A 19739-nucleotide genomic window follows, 5' to 3' on the forward strand; every position below is an offset into this window, starting at 1 on the left:
TAAGTAATGTTTGACGTGAATGAATTCGCAGACCTGCGTATCGGCCTGGCGACGGCGGAAGACATCCGCACCTGGTCGCACGGTGAGGTCAAGAAGCCCGAGACCATCAACTACCGCACCCTGAAGCCGGAAAAGGACGGACTCTTCTGCGAGAAGATCTTCGGCCCCACCCGTGACTGGGAATGTGGCTGTGGAAAGTACAAGCGCGTTCGCTACCGCGGCATCATCTGTGAGCGCTGCGGCGTTGAGGTGACCCGTTCGCGCGTCCGTCGTGAGCGTATGGGCCACATCGAGCTCGCTGCGCCTGTGACGCACATCTGGTACTTCAAGGGCGTTCCCTCGCGCTTGGGTTACCTGCTTGACCTCGCTCCGAAGGACCTTGAGAAGGTCATCTACTTCGCGGCCTACATGGTCACCGAGGTGGACGAAGAGGCGCGTCACCGCGACCTTCCCGAACTCCGCAACGAGATCGAGAACGAGAAGAAGTACATCGCCAACCAGCGTGACGTGGACATCAACAACCGCGCCGAAAAGCTGGAAAAGGACATCGCTGAGCTTGAAGCTGAGGGTGCCAAGGCCGATGTGAAGCGCAAGGTCAAGGACGGCGCTGAGCGTGAGATGGCGACCCTGCGCAAGCGCGCGGACGCCGAGATCGAGCGTCTCGACGCAGTGTTCGACCGCTTCCAGAGCCTCAAGGTCCAGGACCTCGAAGGCGATGAGCTTCTCTACCGTGAACTCCAGCGCCGCTACGGCCCTTACTTCAAGGGCTCGATGGGTGCTGAGGCGATCCAGAAGCGTCTGCAGTCCTTCGACCTCGAGGCCGAAGCAGAGCTGCTGCGCGACATCATCGCCAACGGCAAGGGACAGCGGAAGACCCGCGCGCTCAAGCGCCTCAAGGTCGTCAACGCGTTCCTCACGACCACGAACTCGCCTGTCGGCATGGTCTTGGACGCCGTTCCGGTCATCCCGCCGGACCTGCGCCCCATGGTGCAGCTGGACGGTGGCCGCTTCGCGACCTCCGACCTCAACGACCTGTACCGCCGTGTGATCAACCGCAACAACCGACTCAAGCGCCTGCTTGACCTCGGTGCGCCGGAGATCATCGTGAACAACGAGAAGCGCATGCTGCAGGAAGCTGTGGACGCGCTGTTCGACAACGGACGTCGTGGACGCCCCGTGACCGGACCGGGTAACCGTCCGCTCAAGTCGATCTCCGACATGCTCAAGGGTAAGCAGGGACGTTTCCGTCAGAACCTGCTTGGTAAGCGTGTGGACTACTCGGGCCGTTCGGTCATCGTGGTCGGCCCGCGCCTGAAGCTGCACCAGTGTGGTCTGCCCAAGCAGATGGCACTTGAGCTGTTCAAGCCCTTCGTGATGAAGCGCCTGGTTGAACTCAACCACGCTCAGAACATCAAGTCCGCTAAGCGCATGGTGGAGCGTTCGCGCCCCGAGGTGTGGGACGTCCTCGAAGAGGTCATCACCGAACACCCCGTGTTGCTGAACCGTGCGCCCACCCTGCACCGTCTCGGTATTCAGGCCTTCGAGCCTCAGCTGGTGGAGGGCAAGGCCATCCACCTGCACCCGCTGGTGTGTGGTGCGTTCAACGCTGACTTCGATGGTGACCAGATGGCAGTTCACCTGCCGCTGAGCGCTGAAGCCCAGGCAGAAGCACGTGTGCTGATGCTGTCGTCGAACAACATCCTCAAGCCTTCGGACGGACGTCCGGTGACCATGCCTTCGCAGGACATGATCATCGGTCTGTACCACCTGTCGCTGCTGAAGGAAGACGACAAGGGTCAGGGCCTGGCGTTCACCACGACCTCCGAGGCACGGATGGCCTTCGACGCTGGCGAGATCTCGCTGAACGCGCAGATCAAGCTCCGTGTGGACGGCGACACCGTTCCTCCGGTCGACTTCGAGCTGCCTGAGGGCCACGTGGAAGGCGAGCCCTTCGTGCTCGAAACCACGCTGGGTCGCGCGCTGTTCAACGAACTGCTGCCCGTGTCGTACCCGTACGTCAACCGCAACGTCGACAAGAAGGTGCTCGGCGACATCGTCAACACCCTCGCGGAGCGTTACCCCAAGGTTGAGGTTGCCGAGTCGCTCGATGCACTGAAGTCCGCTGGTTTCCACTGGGCCACGCGTTCCGGTGTGACCATTGGTATCGGTGACGTGGCGATGCCTTCGCAGAAGCAGGAGATCCTCGAACGTTACGAGGCTCAGGCGGAGAAGGTGCAGGTCCAGTACGAGACCGGTCTGATCACTGACGACGAGCGTCGCCAGGAACTGATCGAGATCTGGACGCAGGCCACCAACGAGGTCGACAAGGCCATGCGTGAGTCCTTCCCGAAGTACAACACCGTGCACACCATGGTGGGCTCGGGTGCTCGTGGTAACTGGATGCAGGTGCGTCAGATCGCCGGTATGCGTGGTCTGGTGGCAAACCCCAAGGGTGAGATCATCCCGCGTCCGATCAAGTCGAACTACCGCGAGGGACTGTCGGTCCTGGAGTACTTCATCGCGACCCACGGTGCCCGTAAGGGTCTTGCTGACACCGCGTTGCGTACCGCCGACTCGGGTTACTTGACCCGTCGTCTGGTGGACGTTTCGCAGGACGTCATCGTGCGCGAAGAGGACTGTGGAACCGAGCGCGGTTTGGCTATGCCGATCGTGGAGACCACCGCTGGTGGAGAGGTCGTCAAGCACGAGCGCGTGGAGACTTCCGTCTTCGCTCGTACGCTTGCTCAGGACGTGACCGACGCTGACGGCAACGTCGTCGGCAAGGCCGGTGCTGACGTCGGTGACGTACTCATCGACAACCTCATCGGCCACGGCGTGACTGAGGTCAAGGTCCGTTCGGTCCTGACCTGTGAGTCCGCAGTCGGTACCTGCGCCAAGTGCTACGGTCGCTCACTCGCCACGCGTGAGCTGGTCGACATCGGTGAGGCCGTCGGTATCGTCGCCGCCCAGTCGATTGGTGAGCCCGGAACCCAGCTGACGATGCGTACCTTCCACACCGGTGGTGTGGCGTCCGCAGACGACATTACGCAGGGTCTTCCCCGTGTCCAGGAGCTCTTCGAGGCCCGCACCCCCAAGGGTGAGGCGCCTATCTCGGAGGTCGCTGGAAAGCTCAAGGTTGACGACTCGGAGGCCATGCGCCGCCTCGTCGTTACCCCTGACAACGGTGACGAGCCCATCGAGTACCCCGTGACCAAGCGTTCGCGCCTGCTGGTGCAGGACGGCGAGCACGTTGAGGTTGGCCAGCAGCTCATCGCTGGTGCTGTCGACCCCAAGTCCGTGCTGCGCATCCTTGGTCCTCGCGCCACCCAGAAGCACCTGGTGGACGAGGTCCAGAACGTGTACCGCTCGCAGGGTGTGGAGATTCACGACAAGCACATCGAGGTCATCGTGCGCCAGATGCTGCGTCGCGTGACGATCCTCGAGGCAGGCGAAGCACCGCTGCTGCCGGGTGAACTGGTGGAGCGCTCGCGCTTCGAGTCCGCTAACCGTGAGACTGTGACCAAGGGTGGCAAGCCGGCATCGGCCCGCCCCGAACTCATGGGTATCACCAAGGCGTCGCTCGCGACCGAGTCGTGGCTGTCGGCCGCATCGTTCCAGGAGACCACTCGTGTCCTCACCGAGGCTGCACTGTCGGGTAAGTCTGACCCGCTGCTCGGCCTCAAGGAGAACGTCATCCTCGGTAAGCTCATCCCGGCCGGTACGGGTCTGCACCAGTACCGCACTGCCACGGTTGAGCCCACTGAAGAAGCCAAGAACAACCTGTTCCCGACCTTCGGGTACGAGGAATGGGATGGCCAGTTCTTCTCGGAGGGCACCGGCGAAGCCGTCCCGCTGGAGGAGTTCGAAATTCCGCGCGACTAGTCGCGTACATGTCGAAGGCCCGGTCCCGCTGAGTGCGGGGCCGGGCCTTCGGCGTTGGGGCGTGAAGTGAAAACTATTCCGCTTCGCAGATGCCGCTGTGAATGCTCGCCGCTGCCCGGTCCGTGGCATCGGTCATGGTGTACTCCGACTCATATCCCGATGGCGGCTGGAGTCTGTCGCGGGACGCCCCCAGGTACAGCACCGCATACGAGTTCGTCACCCCTTCCGCGATCCCCAGCGCCACGCCCGGCTCGGTGTCGCCGCAGCGCTCGTCGATGATTTTGTGGGCCAACTCGTGCGCCACGGTATCGACGAGTTCCGCGCTGTAGAGGAGCTCCGGGTAATGGTGACTGTCCGTGTTGAGAGTGATCAGGTGCGGGGTCAATGAGCAGTACCAGGCGGTGACGTTGGCGCGGTCAATGTCGTCGTGGTGACTGCACAAGCGGGGCTCTTGCGGGTCGTACCAGACCAGGGTCGATCCGAATGCGTCGGCCAGGGTCGCTGCCGACGATACATACGAGCGGTTCTCGTCACGTTCGGACTCAAAGGCGCGCGCGAACTCTTCCGCGTCCTCGAGGGTCGAACCTGCGGGGGCAGCGCTGGCGGGGACGTCGAGGGGCAAGAGGCTTTGCTCGTGGAGAGGTGGTGGCCCGGTGGAGGCTTTCCACCACGTGAGTCCGCCCCAGGTGAGCACAGCGATGATGGCGAAGGCCACGAGCTGAGGCGTGCGAGAACGATGGCGAGGTGGAGTGGGGCGCAACTCTGCTTGGGGGCGCCGCACGGGAAAGTACTCGCCTGTCCATGACGAGCCGTCCCACCACTGCAGTTCGCCAGGAGGTCCGTCGACGGAGGGATACCAGCCGGGTTCTCCAGTCATATCTGGTGTACCCCCTCAGTGAATGTCCTAGACCGAGTTCGACCGCCCCGATGTGAACGATGCGGTGACCGTCCCTGCACACGCGAGAATACTGGGGCACGACCCGGAACGCCAGGTCCTCACGCACCAGCGTCATGGCGCATCCCTGTGATGATGAGCGCTCGCGCTGGTGGGGGAGAAGGGGCCGATGTTTGGGAACGCCGAGGGCGACGAGCGACAGCGGCTGTCGGAAGTCTCACACGGTGGTGCCAGCGATGTGCTCCCGTGCGCCGGGCCCGGCGACTCCATCGCCACCTGGGATGTCACGTTCGCGCGAGCGCCGGGATTGTCGACAGAGCCCGGCAGATCTGGCTGGAGAGACGCGTAAAGCGCGCGAACCATATACCATGGAGTGCTCGCGCAATGGAGTCCGTGAGATCCCCTTTAGCACGGCCCTGAGCAAATCGCTTTGACGCGCAGGCGCGTGGCGAGTATTGTTGATACTCGTGCCCGCGACGTCGGGCCTTCCAGCGTGCCCGATTGGGCATGCTCACCACAGGTACGACACGCCCGGGCGCGGGGGTCGGACCGCCAAGAGTTTTCGTCCAACGAACAAACGGAGAAGTAGTGCCTACGATTCAGCAGCTGGTTCGGAAGGGCCGGCAGGACAAGCCGGGTAAGACCAAGACCCCGGCGCTTAAGTCAAGCCCCCAGCGTCGCGGTGTGTGCACCCGTGTGTACACGACGACCCCCAAGAAGCCGAACTCCGCTCTGCGTAAGGTCGCACGTGTGCGCCTCTCCAGTGGCATCGAGGTCACGGCCTACATCCCCGGTGAGGGTCACAACCTCCAGGAGCACTCGATCGTGCTCGTGCGTGGAGGCCGTGTGAAGGACCTTCCCGGTGTCCGCTACAAGATTGTCCGCGGTTCGCTTGACACCCAGGGTGTCAAGGGCCGCCAGCAGGCTCGCAGCCGCTACGGCGCGAAGAGGGAGAAGAAGTAATGCCTCGTAAGGGACCGGCCCCTAAGCGGCCCATCATCAACGACCCCGTCTACGGTGCGACCGTCGTCACCCAGCTGATCAACAAGGTCCTGCTGGACGGCAAGAAGTCGACCGCTGAGGCGATCGTCTACGGCGCCCTCGAAGGTGTTGCCGAGAAGTCGGGCCAGGACGCCGTGACCGTGCTCAAGCGCGCGCTGGACAACATCCGTCCCGCACTTGAGGTCCGCAGCCGCCGTGTTGGTGGCGCGACCTACCAGGTGCCGGTTGACGTGCGCCCCACGCGTTCGACCACCCTCGCACTGCGCTGGCTCGTCGACTTCTCCCGCGCTCGCCGTGAGAAGACCATGACCGAGCGTCTGATGAACGAAATCCTCGACGCTTCGAACGGCCTCGGTGCCGCTGTGAAGCGTCGCGAGGACATGCACAAGATGGCCGAGTCGAACAAGGCGTTCGCGCACTACCGCTGGTAGTCGCTGCCCGTTCGACGGAACACACCCCAAGGAGAACCACTCGTGGCACAGGACGTGCTCACGGACCTCACCAAGGTCCGCAACATCGGCATCATGGCGCACATCGACGCCGGCAAGACCACCACCACCGAGCGCATCCTGTTCTACACGGGTGTGAACTACAAGATCGGTGAAACCCACGACGGCGCGTCGACGACTGACTGGATGGAGCAGGAGCAGGAGCGCGGCATCACGATCACGTCTGCCGCCGTGACCTGCTTCTGGAAGAACAACCAGATCAACATCATCGACACCCCCGGTCACGTTGACTTCACAGTCGAGGTGGAGCGCTCGCTTCGCGTCCTCGACGGTGCAGTCGCAGTGTTCGACGGCAAGGAGGGCGTTGAGCCCCAGTCGGAGACCGTGTGGCGCCAGGCGGACAAGTACAACGTCCCCCGCATCTGCTTTGTCAACAAGATGGACAAGCTGGGTGCTGACTTCTACTTCACCGTCGACACCATCATCAACCGACTCGGCGCCAAGCCCTTGGTCCTCCAGCTCCCCATCGGTGCTGAGAACGACTTCATGGGCATCGTCGACTTGGTCGAAATGAACGCCAAGGTCTGGCCCGGCGACGCCAAGGGTGACGTGACCATGGGCGCCGAGTACGAGACCACGGAGATCCCCGCGGACCTCAAGGACAAGGCCGAGGAATACCGCGCCGCGCTCCTCGAGACTGTCGCAGAGTCCGACGAGGCCCTCATTGAGAAGTACCTCGGTGGAGAAGAGCTCACGATCGACGAGATCAAGGGCGCCATTCGCAAGATGACGATCGCCTCCGAGGTCTACCCGGTTCTGTGTGGTTCTGCCTTCAAGAACCGTGGTGTTCAGCCGATGCTCGACGCCGTGATCGACTACCTGCCCGGCCCTGCCGACGTGCCCGCCATCAAGGGTCACGACGCCAAGGACGAGGAAGTGGAGATCGAGCGCAACGCCGACGCCAACGAGCCCTTTGCAGCTCTTGCGTTCAAGGTTGTGGCCCACCCCTTCTTCGGCCGTCTCACCTACGTGCGTGTCTACTCTGGACACCTCGAGACCGGCGCCCAGATCGTGAACTCGACCAAGGGCAAGAAGGAGCGCATCGGAAAGCTCTTCCAGATGCACGCCAACAAGGAAAACCCGGTTGAGACCATCTCCGCTGGCCACATTTACGCGGTCATCGGTCTGAAGGACACCACCACCGGTGACACCCTGTGCAACCCGGACCACCAGGTGGTTCTCGAGTCGATGACCTTCCCCGACCCCGTGATCGACGTGGCCATCGAGCCCAAGACCAAGGGTGACCAGGAGAAGCTGTCGATCGCTATCCAGAAGCTCGCTGAAGAGGACCCCACCTTCCGCGTGCGCCTGGATGACGAGACCGGCCAGACCGTCATCGGCGGTATGGGCGAGCTCCACCTCGACATTCTTGTTGACCGTATGAAGCGTGAGTTCAAGGTTGACGCCAACGTGGGTAAGCCCCAGGTTGCGTACCGCGAAACCATCCGCAAGACGGTCGAGAAGTACGACTACACCCACAAGAAGCAGACCGGTGGATCTGGTCAGTTCGCAAAGGTGCAGATCGCGCTCGAACCGCTCGAGTCGGACTCCGAGGTTCAGTACGAGTTCGTGAACGCCGTGACCGGTGGTCGCGTGCCTCGCGAGTACATCCCGTCGGTCGACGCTGGTATCCAGGCGTCGATGGAGCTTGGTATTCAGGCCGGCTACCCGGTCGTGGGTATCAAGGCAACCCTGCTCGACGGTCAGTACCACGATGTTGACTCGTCTGAAATGGCGTTCAAGATCGCCGGTTCGATGGCCTTCAAGGAGGCCGCACGCCTGGCCAAGCCCGTGCTGCTTGAGCCGATGATGGCCGTCGAGGTTCGTACGCCCGAGGAGTACATGGGCGACGTGATCGGCGACCTGAACTCCCGCCGTGGACAGGTTCGACAGATGTCGGATGCTGCTGGCGTGAAGGTGATTGATGCTCTGGTGCCGCTGTCCGAAATGTTCGGCTACGTCGGCGACCTGCGTTCCAAGACGTCGGGCCGCGCGGTGTACTCGATGACCTTCGACAGCTACGCCGAGGTTCCTCGCGCGGTTGCCGAGGAAATCATTGCCAAGACCCGGGGCGAGTAACCCCACCGGTTGAAAATAAGAAACAATACGACCAGTAGGGATGAAGCCCCAGATGGCTTTCGGCCACCGCAGGCATTAGCATCTTTACCCGAGTCTCACTAATTCAGGAGGAACCCCTCATGGCTAAGGCCAAGTTCGAGCGGAGCAAGCCGCACGTCAACATCGGTACCATCGGTCACGTTGACCACGGTAAGACCACGCTGACTGCCGCGATCTCCAAGACGCTGCACGACCTGTACCCGGACCTCAACCCCTTCACGCCTTTCGAAGACATCGACAAGGCTCCTGAAGAGCGCGAGCGCGGTATCACCATCAACATCGCGCACATCGAGTACGAGACCGAGAAGCGTCACTACGCTCACGTCGACGCTCCGGGTCACGCTGACTACATCAAGAACATGATCACCGGTGCTGCTCAGATGGACGGCGCAATCCTCGTGGTTGCCGCTACTGACGGCCCGATGGCTCAGACCCGCGAGCACGTGCTGCTCGCCAAGCAGGTGGGTGTTCCTTACCTGCTGGTCGCACTGAACAAGTCCGACATGGTTGACGACGAGGAAATCCTCGAGCTCGTCGAGGTTGAGGTCCGCGACCTGCTTTCCTCGCAGGGCTTCGACGGCGACAACGCTCCCGTCATCCAGGTCTCCGCACTCAAGGCTCTTGAGGGCGACGAGAAGTGGGTCAAGTCGGTTCAGGACCTGATGGCTGCTGTGGACGAGAACGTTCCCGAGCCCGTCCGTGACATGGACAAGCCCTTCCTGATGCCGGTTGAGGACGTCTTCACGATCACCGGTCGTGGAACCGTTGTCACCGGTAAGGTTGAGCGCGGCAAGCTCGCCATCAACTCCGAGGTCGAGATCCTCGGTATCCGTGAGCCCCAGAAGACCACCGTTACCGGTATCGAGATGTTCCACAAGCAGATGGACGAGGCTTGGGCTGGCGAGAACTGTGGTCTGCTGCTTCGCGGTACCAAGCGTGAAGACGTCGAGCGCGGCCAGGTCGTCGTTGCTCCCGGCACCACCACCCCGCACACCTCGTTCGAGGGTCGTTGCTACATCCTGAACAAGGATGAGGGTGGCCGCCACAACCCGTTCTACACGAACTACCGTCCGCAGTTCTACATCCGCACCACGGACGTGACCGGCGTCATCTCGCTGCCCGAGGGCACCGAGATGGTGATGCCCGGTGACACGACCGACATGACGGTTGAGCTCATCCAGCCCATCGCCCTCGAAGAGGGACAGGGCTTCGCGATCCGTGAGGGTGGCCGCACCGTCGGTTCAGGCACCGTCACCAAGATCCTCAAGTAAGTAACTTTTACTTGCTTTAACGATGCGGGGCTCGGCTTACGCCGGGTCCCGCATCGTTGTGTCAGGCCGATGCGCGGTGTGCGGGGGAGCAGACTCCGTCAGTAGCGCATCGGCTCCCCGAACGCCGGGTGGCGCGCCGGGAGAAAATCTGGCACAATATTCAGGTTGCCCATTGTGGGTAGCCGCACACCACCAACGACTACCGATGAGAATCGGGCGTGCGCCAGTGCGTCGCAGATATGCGACACGCCCGAGCGCGGGGGTCGGAGGTGGAGACCACAGTTGTACGAGAGAAAAGGCAGAACCACGCCATGGCGGGACAGAAGATCCGCATTCGGCTGAAGAGCTATGACCACGAGGTCATCGACTCTTCGGCCCGCAAGATCGTTGAGACGGTCACGCGTGCCGGTGCCTCGGTTGTTGGCCCCGTGCCGCTGCCGACGGAGAAGAACGTTTTCTGTGTGATCCGTTCGCCGCACAAGTACAAGGACTCCCGCGAGCACTTCGAGATGCGCACCCACAAGCGCCTCATCGACATCGTGGACCCGACGCCCAAGGCTGTTGACTCGCTCATGCGTCTCGACCTGCCCGCGGACGTCAACATCGAGATCAAGCTGTAAAGCACCCATCAGAAGGAACCAAAGCACCATGACTACGACTTCCAATGCCCAGCGCACCACGCGTGCGCTGTTGGGTACGAAGCTGGGCATGACGCAGGTGTGGGATGACGAAGGCCGGGTTGTTCCCGTGACCGTCGTTCAGGTCGACACCAACGTTGTGACCCAGGTGCGTAACGTTGAGAAGGACGGCTACGAAGCTGTTCAGCTCGCGTTCGGCACTGTTGACCCCCGTCGCGTCACCGACCCCCTGAAGGGCCACTTCGAGGCAGCTGGCGTGACGCCGCGCCGCCACGTGGCTGAGGTCCGGACCGCGGACGCCGCCGAATACTCGCTGGGCCAGGAGCTCACCGCTGAAGTGTTCGAAGCCGGCCAGAAGGTCGACGTCACCGGCACCACGAAGGGTAAGGGCACCGCTGGTGTCATGAAGCGCCACGGCTTTGCCGGTGTTGGCGCCTCCCACGGTGCACACCGCAACCACCGCAAGCCGGGTTCGATCGGTGGCGCTTCGACGCCGTCGCGCGTGTTCCGCGGCCTCAAGATGGCCGGTCGTATGGGTAACGCCCGCAAGACCGTCCAGAACCTGACCGTCCACTCGGTCGACGTCGAGAAGGGCCTGCTGCTCGTCAAGGGCGCAGTTCCCGGTAACAAGGGCGGCGTCGTCCTGATTCGCTCTGCCGTGAAGGGTGCGTGACACCATGGCTGATGCACTGACTGTCGACGTCCGCGACGCCTCTGGCAAGAAGGCCGGCACCGCCGAGCTTCCCGCCGAGGTCTTCGACGTCGTGACCAACGTTCCCCTGATTCACCAGGTCGTCGTCGCCCAGCGCGCCGCCGCCCGCCAGGGCACCCACGCCACCAAGACTCGCGGCGACGTCGCGGGTGGTGGCCGCAAGCCCTACAAGCAGAAGGGCACCGGTCGTGCCCGTCAGGGTTCGATCCGCGCTCCTCAGTTCGCCGGTGGTGGAACCGTTCACGGTCCCCAGCCGCGTGACTACTCGCAGCGCACCCCCAAGAAGATGAAGGCTGCCGCCCTGCGCGGTGCTCTGTCGGACCGTGCACGCGCTGGCCGCGTTCACGTTCTCAAGAGCATTGTTGCTGGCGACACCCCGTCCACCAAGAAGGCCCTCGAAGCAATCTCGAACCTCACGAACGGCCGTAGCGCCATCGTGGTTCTTGAGCGCGACGACCAGGTCGCGTGGAAGTCACTGCGCAACGCAGCCTGGATCCACGTCATCGCGGTTGACCAGCTGAACACCTACGACGTCTTGGTGAGCGACGACACCGTCTTCACCGCTGGCGCACTCGAGGCGTTCCTGGCCGGCCCGGCCACGGGCAAGTCGGCAACTGCTGTTGCCACTGAGTCTGAGGCGGAGGAGACCAAGTGAGCACCCTGAACAAGAACCCCCGCGACATCCTGATCCGACCCATCGTGTCGGAGAAGAGCTACTCGCTCATGGACGAGGGCAAGTACACCTTCGAGGTCGACCCCCGAGCCAACAAGACTGAGATCAAGATCGCGGTCGAGCAGGTTTTCGGTGTCAAGGTCGTCTCGGTCAACACCATCAACCGCAAGGGCAAGACGCGCCGTACCCGCTTCGGCATGGGTAAGCGCAAGGACGTCAAGCGTGCGATCGTCACCATTGGTGGCGGCGAGGCGCTCGACATCTTCTCGGGCCACGTGGGCTAGGTAAAGGACTCAAGCAACCATGGCTATTCGCAAGTACAAGCCGACGACTCCGGGCCGCCGTGGCTCGTCGGTCGCCGACTTCGTCGAGGTGACGCGTTCGCAGCCCGAGAAGTCGTTGACCCGTCCGCTGCACAAGAAGGGCGGCCGTAACAACACCGGTCGCATCACCACCCGTCACCAGGGTGGCGGCCACAAGCGCGCCTACCGCGTGATCGACTTCCGTCGTCACGACAAGGACGGCGTGCCCGCCACCGTGGCTCACATCGAGTACGACCCCAACCGCACCGCGCGTATCGCCCTGCTGCACTATGCAGACGGCGAGAAGCGCTACATCATTGCGCCCGACAAGGTGACGCAGGGTACCGCGATTGAGGCCGGCCCCGGTGCTGACATCAAGCCCGGCAACAACCTGCCCCTGCGCAACATCCCCGTCGGTACGGTCATTCACGCGATCGAACTGAAGCCCGGTGGTGGAGCAAAGATTGCCCGTTCCGCGGGTTCCTCGGTGCAGCTCGTCGCCAAGGAAGGTCGCTACGCCCAGCTGCGTATGCCTTCCGGCGAAATCCGCAACGTTGACGCTCGCTGCCGTGCGACCGTCGGTGAAGTCGGTAACGCCGAGCAGTCCAACATCAACTGGGGTAAGGCCGGCCGTATGCGTTGGAAGGGCAAGCGCCCGACCGTTCGCGGTGTCGTCATGAACCCGGTCGACCACCCGCACGGTGGTGGTGAAGGTAAGACCTCCGGTGGTCGTCACCCGGTCTCGCCTTGGGGTAAGCCTGAAGGACGTACCCGCAAGCCGGGTAAGGAATCCGACAAGCTCATCGTCCGCCGCCGTCGTACTGGCAAGAAGCGCTAAGGAGCCTGAAGAATGCCACGCAGTCTCAAGAAGGGCCCCTTCGTCGACGACCACCTTCAGAAGAAGGTGGACGCCCAGAACGATGCGGGTACCAAGAACGTCATCAAGACCTGGTCGCGCCGTAGCGTTATTACGCCGGACTTCCTGGGTCACACCTTTGCCGTGCACGACGGCCGCAAGCACGTCCCGGTGTTCGTCACCGAGTCGATGGTCGGTCACAAGCTGGGCGAGTTCGCTCCCACGCGCACGTTCAAGGGCCACGTGAAGGACGACCGCAAGGGCCGCCGCTAAGGCGCCCGTGCGTAGGTAAGAGGAGTACAGATGGAAGCCAAGGCGCAGACGCGATACGTTCGCGTGACCGCCCAGAAGGCTCGCCGCGTCGTGAACCTGGTCCGTGGACAGAACGCCACCGAGGCAGTTGCCTCGCTGAAGTTCCAGCCCCAGGCCGTGGCCACCGACGTGCGCAAGCTCATCGAATCCGCGATCGCCAACGCTCGGGTCAAGGCCGATGCAGCCGGCGAGCGTTTTGACGAGTCCGCACTCGTCATCAAGGAGATCACCGTTGACGAGGGTCCGACCATGAAGCGCATTCAGCCGCGTGCTCAGGGTCGTGCCAACCGCATCCTCAAGCGCACTAGCCACATTTCCGTGGTTGTCGCTTCGCCCGAGGTTGCCGTGAAGGAAGGGGCCAACTAATGGGTCAGAAGATCAACCCGCACGGCTACCGCCTGGGGATCACGACCGACCACCGTTCGCGCTGGTTCGCCGACTCGACCAAGCCTGGCGAGCGCTACCGCGACTACGTGGACGAGGACGTCAAGATCCGCAAGCTCATGTCGCAGGGCCTCGAGCGGGCTGGCGTGTCCAAGGTCGAGATCGAGCGCACTCGTGAGCGCGTTCGCGTCGACCTGCACACCGCTCGTCCCGGCATCGTCATCGGTCGCCGTGGCGCCGAAGCCGACAAGCTCCGCTCCAACCTGGAGAAGCTGACCGGCAAGCAGGTGCAGCTCAACATCCTCGAAGTCAAGAACGCTGAAGTAGACGCTCAGCTCGTTGCTCAGGGTATTGCCGAGCAGCTCGCCTCGCGCGTCGCCTTCCGTCGCGCCATGCGTAAGGGCATTCAGTCCGCGCTCCGCGCCGGCGCCAAGGGCATCCGTGTCCAGTGCTCCGGTCGTTTGGGTGGCGCTGAGATGTCGCGTTCCGAGTTCTACCGCGAAGGCCGTGTGCCCCTGCACACCCTGCGTGCGAACATCGACTACGGCTTCTTCGAGGCACGTACCACCTTCGGCATCATCGGTGTGAAGGTCTGGATCTACAAGGGTGACATGACGGAGAAGGAATGGGCTGCTGAGCAGGCCAAGGCTCCCCGTCCCCAGCGCGGCCGTGGTGGCCGTGGCGGCGCCCGTCGTGATGGTGGTCCTCGTGACCGCCAGCAGTCCGCTGAGGCCCCCTCGACTGAGGCACCGGCCGAGGCCAAGAAGGAGGCTTAAGCAGCATGCTTATTCCCCGTCGTGTGAAGTACCGCAAGCAGCACCACCCCAAGCGGAGTGGTGCGTCGAAGGGCGGCACTCAGGTCTCGTTCGGCGACTACGGCATCCAGGCACTGGAGCCCGCGTACGTCACGAACCGCCAGATCGAGGCGGCTCGTATTGCGATGACCCGTCACATCAAGCGTGGTGGAAAGGTGTGGATCAACATCTACCCCGACCGCCCGCTGACCAAGAAGCCTGCCGAAGTCCGCATGGGTTCCGGTAAGGGTTCGCCCGAGTGGTGGGTGGCTAACGTCAAGCCCGGCCGCGTCATGTTCGAGCTCGCCGGTGTTCCGGAAGACCTCGCTCGTGAGGCACTGCGCCGCGCGCAGCACAAGCTGCCCATGAAGACCCGTTTCGTTTCCCGTGAGGGTGGTGACATCTGATGGCCATCGGTACCAAGGGCCTCATGCCCAGCGAGCTCGACGCCATGGAGAACGAGCGTCTCGTGGACGAGCTCCGTAAGGCCAAGGAAGAGCTGTTCAACCTGCGCTTCCAGTCGGCCACCGGCCAGCTCGAGAACCACGGCCGCCTGAAGGCCGTCAAGCGCGACATCGCTCGGATCTACACGATCCTGCGTGAGCGTGAGCTCGGCATCCGTACTGCCCCCACGGCGTCGGCCGAGTAAGGAAGACAGAACTATGTCGACTAGCAAGACCAGCACCGCGACCGACGAGCACCGCGCCTACCGCAAGACGCGCCGCGGCTACGTTGTGAGCGACAAGATGGACAAGACCATCACCGTCGAGGTTGAGGACCGCGTGAAGCACCCCCTCTACGGCAAGGTCATCCGTCGCAACAGCAAGATCAAGGCGCACGACGAGAACAACACCGCCGGCATCGGCGACCTCGTTGTAGTGATGGAGACCCGTCCGCTGTCCGCTTCCAAGCGGTGGCGACTGGTCGAGATCGTCGAAAAGGCCAAGTAACTAGCGTTCGACCAGGCTCGCGCGGTAAAGCCGGGCGAGAACCAGACGACAGGAGACAGACATGATTCAGCAGGAGTCGCGGCTGCGGGTCGCCGACAACACTGGTGCCAAGGAGATCCTTGTCATTCGTGTGCTCGGTGGATCGAAGCGCCGCTACGCCGGCATTGGCGACACGATTGTCGCCACCGTCAAGGATGCAATCCCTGGCGGCAACGTCAAGAAGGGCGATGTGGTCAAGGCCGTTGTCGTCCGCACCGCTAAGGAACGCCGTCGTCCCGACGGTTCCTACATCAAGTTCGACGAGAACGCTGCGGTGATCCTCAAGAACGCGGAATCGGGCGAGCCCCGTGGAACGCGCATCTTCGGCCCCGTGGGCCGTGAGCTGCGTGACCGCAAGTTCATGAAGATCATCTCGCTGGCACCGGAGGTCATCTGATGGCGAAGATCAAGAAGGGCGACCTCGTAGTCGTCATCGCCGGACGCGACCGCGGCCAGCAGGGCCGCGTGCTTGAGATCGACACGGAGCGTGAGCGCGTGTTGGTTGAGGGCGTTCAGCGCGTCACCAAGCACATCAAGCCGGGCACCCGCCGCGACAACCAGTCCGGTGGCATCGTGACGGCCGAGGCGTCGCTGCACATCTCGAACGTCATGCTCGTTGACCCGGAGACCAAGAAGGGCACTCGTGTGGGTTACCGCACGGAGGAGGTCGAGCAGGACGGCCGCACTCGCAACAAGCGTGTGCGCGTCGCCAAGCGCTCGGGTAAGGACGTCGAATGAGCACCGCTACCGCTCAGCCGCGGCTGAAGGAAAAGTACCGCTCGGAGATCATCGCCAAGCTCCAGGAGGAGTTCGGCCACGAGAACATCAACCAGGTTGCCGGCCTGACCAAGATTGTGGTCAACATGGGTGTCGGTGATGCTGCGAAGGACTCGAAGCTCATCGAGGGTGCCATCGCCGACCTGACCGCGATCACCGGTCAGAAGCCCCAGGTCACCAAGGCACGTAAGTCCATCGCGCAGTTCAAGCTGCGTGAAGGACAGCCCATTGGCGCACACGTCACCTTGCGTGGCGACCGCATGTGGGAGTTCCTTGACCGCCTGCTGTCCATCGCGCTTCCCCGTATCCGCGACTTCCGTGGCCTGAGCCCCAAGCAGTTCGACGGCAACGGCAACTACACCTTCGGTCTGACGGAGCAGTCGATGTTCCACGAGATCGACCAGGACAAGATCGATCGCGTTCGCGGTATGGACATCACTGTGGTGACCACCGCAACCACCGACGCCGAGGGCCGCTCGCTGCTGAAGCAGCTGGGCTTCCCGTTCAAGGAGAAGTGACATGGCGAAGACTGCCCTGAAGAACAAGGCGGCTGGCAAGCAGAAGTTTGCTGTTCGCGCCTACACCCGGTGCCAGAAGTGCGGTCGTCCGCACTCGGTGTACCGCAAGTTCGGCCTCTGCCGCGTGTGCTTCCGTGAGATGGCCCACGCTGGTGAGCTTCCCGGCATCACCAAGAGCAGCTGGTAAAACCACTACGCCACAGGTCCGCTCGGCTGAGCGGAAACCACGGCGAGGAAGAGTTCAACACTCATGACGATGACTGACCCCATCGCAGACATGCTGACGCGTCTGCGTAACGCGAATGCGGCTTACCACGAGACCGTGGAAATGCCGCACTCCAAGTTGAAGGCAAACATTGCCACCATCTTGGAGGCTGAGGGCTACATCTCGGGCTCGGCTGTTGCCGACGCCGAGGTGGGCAAGACCCTCACGCTCACTTTGAAGTACGGCCCCAACCGCGAGCGTTCGCTCGCTGGCGTGCGCCGCGTGTCCAAGCCTGGTCTGCGCGTGTACGCAAAGTCGACGAACCTGCCTAAGGTCCTCGGCGGTCTGGGCGTCGCGATCCTGTCCACCTCCTCTGGTCTGCTGACTGACCGTGAGGCCGAAAAGAAGGGCGTCGGCGGCGAAGTCGTCGCGTTCGTCTGGTAATCCGGGAAGGAGCACTTTTATGTCACGCATTGGCAAGTACCCCGTTCCGGTTCCCGGCGGCGTTGACGTCACGATTGACGGCGCGGTTGTCACGGTGAAGGGGCCCAAGGGCACCCTGACTCACACCGTCGCATCCCCGATCACGGTCGAAAAGGGCGATGAAGGTATCGCAGTGAAGCGTCCGAACGACGAGCGCGTCTCGAAGTCGCTTCACGGCCTTACTCGTACCCTGATCTCCAACATGGTCGAGGGCGTCACCAACGGATACGAGAAGAAGCTCGAGATCGTCGGTACGGGTTACCGTGTCGCGCTCAAGGGTTCGACTCTTGAGTTCGCTCTTGGTTTCTCGCACCCCGTGGTGATCGAAGCCCCCGAAGGCATCACCTTCGCTGTGGAGGGCCCCACCAAGTTCTCGGTGGCTGGTATCGACAAGCAGCAGGTCGGCGAGGTCGCCGCTAACATCCGCAAGGTGCGTCCCCCGGAGCCCTATAAGGGCAAGGGTGTGCGCTACGCGGGCGAGCACGTTCGCCGCAAGGCAGGAAAGACGGGTAAGTAAGCCATGGCTATCACCATCAAGGGCAAGGGGAAGACGGTTGCGCGCAAGCGTCGCCACTTCCGCCTGCGCAAGAAGATCTCGGGCACCACTGCGCGTCCGCGCCTGGTCGTGACCCGTTCGTCCCGCCACATGGTGGCCCAGGTTGTCGACGACACCGTTGGCAAGACCCTCGTGTCTGCATCGACCCTCGAGGCCGATGTCCGGGCCCTCGACGGCGACAAGACCGCCAAGGCCACCAAGGTCGGCGAACTCATCGCCGAGCGTGCCAAGGCTGCCGGCATCGACACCGTGGTCTTTGACCGCGGCGGTAACAAGTACCACGGTCGTGTGGCCGCGGTCGCAGACGGCGCTCGAGAGGGTGGCCTGGCTCTGTAGCCGGGTCCAGAGAAGGAATTCGTATGGCTGACAACAGCAACCGCCGCGACAACCGCCGCGGCAACGAGCCTGACAACAAGTTCATCGAACGCGTGGTCACCATCAACCGCGTCTCCAAGGTCGTGAAGGGCGGTCGCCGCTTCAGTTTCACGGCTCTGGTGGTCGTCGGTGACGGCGAAGGCAACGTGGGCGTGGGCTACGGCAAGGCCAAGGAGGTGCCCGCGGCTATCTCCAAGGGTGTCGAAGAGGCCAAGCGCAGCTTCTTCCGCGTGCCCCGTATCCAGGGCACCATCCCGCACGCAGTGCAGGGTGAGGCAGCTGCCGGTGTTGTGTTCCTGCGTCCGGCTTCGCCGGGTACCGGTGTGATCGCCGGTGGTCCGGTGCGTGCCGTGCTGGAGTGCGCTGGTATCCACGACGTTCTGTCCAAGTCGCTTGGTTCGTCCAACGCGATCAACATCGTTCACGCGACCGTCGCGGCCCTCAAGGGTCTCGAGCAGCCTGAGGCTGTTGCTGCTCGCCGTGGCAAGCCTGTCGAGGACGTGGCTCCGGCCGCAATGCTCCGCGCTCAGGCAGCGGGGGTGAAGTGACATGGCACGTCTGAAGGTTCAGCAGAAGAAGTCGATCATTGGCGTGAAGCCGCAGCACCGCGAAACCATGCGGTCGCTCGGCCTCAAGCGGATCGGCGACATTGTCGTGAAGGAAGACCGTCCCGAGATTCGCGGAATGGTCAAGGCGGTGGACCACCTGGTCACCGTGGAGGAGGTTGAGTAATGGCTGAGGAGAAGACTCCCGCCGACGAGACCGCGGCCAAGAAGCCTGCTGCGAAGAAGCCGGCTGCCAAGAAGCCCGCTGCTTCGAAGGCCACCGCCGAGAAGAAGCCTGCCGCCAAGAAGGCCACGGCTTCCAAGGCAACCGCGGCAAAGAAGGATGCGGCTGACAAGCCCGCTGCCAAGAAGGCTCCGGCCAAGAAGGCTGCTCCCAAGAAGGAGGAGTCGGAGGCCAAGGTGACCACGCTGAAGATGCACCACCTGCGTCCTGCAGAGGGTGCTCACACCAGGAAGACCCGTGTGGGTCGTGGTGAGGCGTCGAAGGGTAAGACTGCGGGTCGCGGTACCAAGGGTACGGGCGCGCGTTACCAGGTTCCCGAGCGCTTCGAGGGTGGTCAGACGCCCATCCACATGCGTATCCCGAAGCTGCCCGGCTTCAAGAACCCGTTCAAGGTCTACTACCAGGTCGTGAACGTGGCTCAGATTGCCGAGCTCTTCCCCAAGGGCGGCAAGATCACCAAGGCTGATCTGGTCGCTAAGGGTGCCGTTCGTAAGAACCAGCCGGTCAAGGTTCTCGGTGAGGGCGACATCGCCGTCAAGGTCGAGATCGTTGACGTCGAGAAGGTTTCGCAGTCCGCGAAGACCAAGATCGAAGCTGCCGGCGGTTCGGTTAACGAGGGCTAGCAGGACTAGAGTCGGGGGCGGATCGCGTTACATGACGCGGTCCGCCCCGCTCATCTGGCCCAAAGTTGGGCCCAAT

At 62.9% G+C, this 19739-nt stretch carries 27 protein-coding genes; 26 read left to right on the top strand and 1 reads right to left on the bottom strand.

Going from position 1 to position 19739, the window contains the following annotated elements; all coding sequences use genetic code 11:
• Positions 1-6: 6 nt before the first annotated feature.
• On the top strand, positions 7-3882 hold the full coding sequence (locus tag ON058_RS03255; protein ID WP_274667590.1) for a DNA-directed RNA polymerase subunit beta': 3876 nt from the start codon (positions 7-9) through the stop codon (positions 3880-3882).
• Positions 3883-3955: 73 nt separating this feature from the next.
• On the opposite strand, the gene ON058_RS03260 is transcribed toward ON058_RS03255, so the two are convergent.
• Positions 3956-4759 (bottom strand): DUF2510 domain-containing protein, encoded by an 804-nt coding sequence (locus ON058_RS03260; RefSeq protein ID WP_274667591.1) that lies wholly within the window; start codon positions 4757-4759, stop codon positions 3956-3958.
• A 606-nt stretch (positions 4760-5365) separates the two neighbouring features.
• On the opposite strand from ON058_RS03260, the gene rpsL reads away from it, so the two are divergent.
• From rpsL to rplO, 25 genes are all read left to right on the top strand, one after another.
• Complete coding sequence (gene rpsL, locus ON058_RS03265; RefSeq protein ID WP_061960979.1) at positions 5366-5740, top strand: 30S ribosomal protein S12; 375 nt, start codon at positions 5366-5368, stop codon at positions 5738-5740.
• On the top strand, positions 5740-6210 hold the full coding sequence (gene rpsG / locus ON058_RS03270) for a 30S ribosomal protein S7 (RefSeq protein WP_274667592.1): 471 nt from the start codon (positions 5740-5742) through the stop codon (positions 6208-6210). Before rpsL ends, rpsG begins: the two co-directional genes overlap by 1 nt.
• A 42-nt stretch (positions 6211-6252) precedes the next feature.
• Entirely contained in the window at positions 6253-8367 is a 2115-nt protein-coding gene (gene fusA, locus ON058_RS03275; RefSeq protein WP_274667593.1) for an elongation factor G, read from the top strand.
• A gap of 119 nt (positions 8368-8486) precedes the next feature.
• Positions 8487-9677, top strand: a complete 1191-nt coding sequence (tuf, locus tag ON058_RS03280) for an elongation factor Tu (protein ID WP_274667594.1) — start codon at positions 8487-8489, stop codon at positions 9675-9677.
• A gap of 311 nt (positions 9678-9988) precedes the next feature.
• Positions 9989-10297, top strand: coding sequence for a 30S ribosomal protein S10 (gene rpsJ / locus ON058_RS03285; protein ID WP_042213186.1), 309 nt, complete (start codon positions 9989-9991; stop codon positions 10295-10297).
• 28 nt (positions 10298-10325) lie between these two features.
• Entirely contained in the window at positions 10326-10988 is a 663-nt protein-coding gene (rplC, locus tag ON058_RS03290; protein ID WP_274667595.1) for a 50S ribosomal protein L3, read from the top strand.
• Between the two features lie 4 nt (positions 10989-10992).
• Complete coding sequence (gene rplD / locus ON058_RS03295) at positions 10993-11682, top strand: 50S ribosomal protein L4 (RefSeq protein WP_274667596.1); 690 nt, start codon at positions 10993-10995, stop codon at positions 11680-11682.
• The gene (gene rplW / locus ON058_RS03300) at positions 11679-11984 is read left to right on the top strand and encodes a 50S ribosomal protein L23 (protein WP_274667597.1); all 306 of its coding nucleotides are present in this window, start codon (positions 11679-11681) and stop codon (positions 11982-11984) included. The genes rplD and rplW overlap by 4 nt, the downstream gene beginning before the upstream one ends.
• 19 nt (positions 11985-12003) lie before the next feature.
• Positions 12004-12840, top strand: a complete 837-nt coding sequence (gene rplB / locus ON058_RS03305; protein WP_274667598.1) for a 50S ribosomal protein L2 — start codon at positions 12004-12006, stop codon at positions 12838-12840.
• 12 nt (positions 12841-12852) lie between these two features.
• On the top strand, positions 12853-13131 hold the full coding sequence (rpsS, locus tag ON058_RS03310; RefSeq protein ID WP_062293970.1) for a 30S ribosomal protein S19: 279 nt from the start codon (positions 12853-12855) through the stop codon (positions 13129-13131).
• A 30-nt stretch (positions 13132-13161) separates the two neighbouring features.
• The gene (rplV, locus tag ON058_RS03315; protein ID WP_274667599.1) at positions 13162-13536 is read left to right on the top strand and encodes a 50S ribosomal protein L22; all 375 of its coding nucleotides are present in this window, start codon (positions 13162-13164) and stop codon (positions 13534-13536) included.
• On the top strand, positions 13536-14330 hold the full coding sequence (gene rpsC, locus ON058_RS03320; RefSeq protein ID WP_274667600.1) for a 30S ribosomal protein S3: 795 nt from the start codon (positions 13536-13538) through the stop codon (positions 14328-14330). The genes rplV and rpsC overlap by 1 nt, the downstream gene beginning before the upstream one ends.
• A gap of 5 nt (positions 14331-14335) precedes the next feature.
• Positions 14336-14755 carry a 50S ribosomal protein L16 gene (rplP, locus tag ON058_RS03325; protein ID WP_274667601.1) on the top strand — a complete coding sequence of 140 codons (420 nt, stop codon included), beginning with the start codon at positions 14336-14338 and terminating at the stop codon, positions 14753-14755.
• On the top strand, positions 14755-14997 hold the full coding sequence (gene rpmC / locus ON058_RS03330) for a 50S ribosomal protein L29 (protein WP_061960968.1): 243 nt from the start codon (positions 14755-14757) through the stop codon (positions 14995-14997). The genes rplP and rpmC overlap by 1 nt, the downstream gene beginning before the upstream one ends.
• A gap of 13 nt (positions 14998-15010) precedes the next feature.
• Complete coding sequence (gene rpsQ / locus ON058_RS03335) at positions 15011-15298, top strand: 30S ribosomal protein S17 (RefSeq protein WP_274667602.1); 288 nt, start codon at positions 15011-15013, stop codon at positions 15296-15298.
• A gap of 61 nt (positions 15299-15359) precedes the next feature.
• On the top strand, positions 15360-15734 hold the full coding sequence (gene rplN, locus ON058_RS03340; protein ID WP_084102323.1) for a 50S ribosomal protein L14: 375 nt from the start codon (positions 15360-15362) through the stop codon (positions 15732-15734).
• The gene (gene rplX, locus ON058_RS03345; RefSeq protein WP_274667603.1) at positions 15734-16075 is read left to right on the top strand and encodes a 50S ribosomal protein L24; all 342 of its coding nucleotides are present in this window, start codon (positions 15734-15736) and stop codon (positions 16073-16075) included. The genes rplN and rplX overlap by 1 nt, the downstream gene beginning before the upstream one ends.
• The gene (rplE, locus tag ON058_RS03350; protein WP_274667604.1) at positions 16072-16632 is read left to right on the top strand and encodes a 50S ribosomal protein L5; all 561 of its coding nucleotides are present in this window, start codon (positions 16072-16074) and stop codon (positions 16630-16632) included. The genes rplX and rplE overlap by 4 nt, the downstream gene beginning before the upstream one ends.
• 1 nt (position 16633) lies before the next feature.
• Entirely contained in the window at positions 16634-16819 is a 186-nt protein-coding gene (locus ON058_RS03355) for a type Z 30S ribosomal protein S14 (protein ID WP_062069937.1), read from the top strand.
• 63 nt (positions 16820-16882) lie between these two features.
• The gene (rpsH, locus tag ON058_RS03360) at positions 16883-17281 is read left to right on the top strand and encodes a 30S ribosomal protein S8 (RefSeq protein WP_274667605.1); all 399 of its coding nucleotides are present in this window, start codon (positions 16883-16885) and stop codon (positions 17279-17281) included.
• A gap of 19 nt (positions 17282-17300) precedes the next feature.
• Positions 17301-17837: a 50S ribosomal protein L6 gene (gene rplF / locus ON058_RS03365; protein WP_274667606.1), complete on the top strand. Its 537-nt coding sequence runs from the start codon at positions 17301-17303 to the stop codon at positions 17835-17837.
• Positions 17838-17840: 3 nt separating this feature from the next.
• Entirely contained in the window at positions 17841-18212 is a 372-nt protein-coding gene (rplR, locus tag ON058_RS03370) for a 50S ribosomal protein L18 (protein ID WP_274667607.1), read from the top strand.
• Between the two features lie 23 nt (positions 18213-18235).
• The gene (gene rpsE, locus ON058_RS03375) at positions 18236-18799 is read left to right on the top strand and encodes a 30S ribosomal protein S5 (RefSeq protein ID WP_274667608.1); all 564 of its coding nucleotides are present in this window, start codon (positions 18236-18238) and stop codon (positions 18797-18799) included.
• Between the two features lies 1 nt (position 18800).
• Complete coding sequence (rpmD, locus tag ON058_RS03380; protein WP_062076914.1) at positions 18801-18983, top strand: 50S ribosomal protein L30; 183 nt, start codon at positions 18801-18803, stop codon at positions 18981-18983.
• Positions 18983-19663, top strand: coding sequence for a 50S ribosomal protein L15 (rplO, locus tag ON058_RS03385; RefSeq protein WP_274667609.1), 681 nt, complete (start codon positions 18983-18985; stop codon positions 19661-19663). The genes rpmD and rplO overlap by 1 nt, the downstream gene beginning before the upstream one ends.
• Positions 19664-19739: the final 76 nt, after the last annotated feature.

It is taken from the genome of Demequina sp. B12 (assembly GCF_028823635.1).
In the GTDB taxonomy this organism is placed as follows: Bacteria; Actinomycetota; Actinomycetes; order Actinomycetales; family Demequinaceae; genus Demequina.